At 68.6% G+C, this 913-nt stretch carries 1 protein-coding gene; it reads right to left on the reverse strand.

Going from position 1 to position 913, the window contains the following annotated elements; all coding sequences use genetic code 11:
• Nucleotides 1-827: Ig-like domain-containing protein (locus ACTOQ3_RS43565; protein WP_440089940.1), on the reverse strand; the 827-nt coding region annotated here is incomplete at its 3' end.
• Between the last annotated feature and the right edge of the window lie 86 nt (nucleotides 828-913).

The raw sequence follows: 913 nt of genomic DNA on the forward strand, positions 1-913 counted from the left end.
GTGATGGTGTAGGTGAAGGTGTCGGTGCCGACGAAGCCCGGAGCGGGGGTGTAGACCACGTTGGTGCCGGAGATGGTCGCGGTGCCGTTGCCGGGCTGGGTGACGTTGCTGATCGCCGGTGCGGTCGCGGTGTCGTTGGCCAGGACGGGCACGCTGACGGCCTTGCCCTGGGTGGTGGCGGTGTCGGCGGCGGCGTTGGTGGGTGAGATGGACTGCCCGCCCACGATCTGGATCGGGGGGGCGGCGGTGTTGTTTCCGAGCTGGCCCGGAGCGGCGAGGACGCTGCTGATCCCGGTCGGCCGGATGGTCATGCTGCGCCCGACGGTGCCCTGCTTGACCCGGAAGGTGATGGTCTTCGCAGGTGGGTCGGACTTGGTGCCCTGCGAGGGGATCGTCAGGGTGGTGCCGCCGATGGTGCCGGCCCCGGACTGGCCGATGACATCGGCGTTGGCCAGCAGCGACGACAGGTCCCAGGTGGTGGTGTAGCTCCTGACCAGAAATGGCCACTGGGCCGTGCGGTGCGCCAGGGTGAGGGTGAAGGTGCCGCCCGGTGTGATCTGCCCGCCCCACAGGGACGGGGCGGTGGTGACCGAGATCGACCCGCTGCCCAGCCGCATGCCGAAGGCGTTCTTCCAGTAGTACTCGACGGGGTAGGCCGCCTGCCCTTGCCGGACACAGGGCGCGGCGGCGGCCTTTGTGGTGGCCTGCCGCCCTGTGGTGGCGGCCTGCGCACCGGCCTCGGCGGTCGCCGGCGTGCCCGATGTGGCCAGCAGCGTCGCCAGGGCGCAGGTGAGCGCGGTGAGCGCTGATTTGGATCGTTGTGACATCAACACTGAACTCCACTCTGTGGTGAGGGATGTCCTCGTAGATCGACTTCACAACGGACACTACCTACGGTGATCGCTCAATTACG

This window comes from Streptosporangium sp. LJ11 (genome assembly GCF_051918945.1).
Taxonomy (GTDB): Bacteria; Actinomycetota; Actinomycetes; order Streptosporangiales; family Streptosporangiaceae; genus Streptosporangium.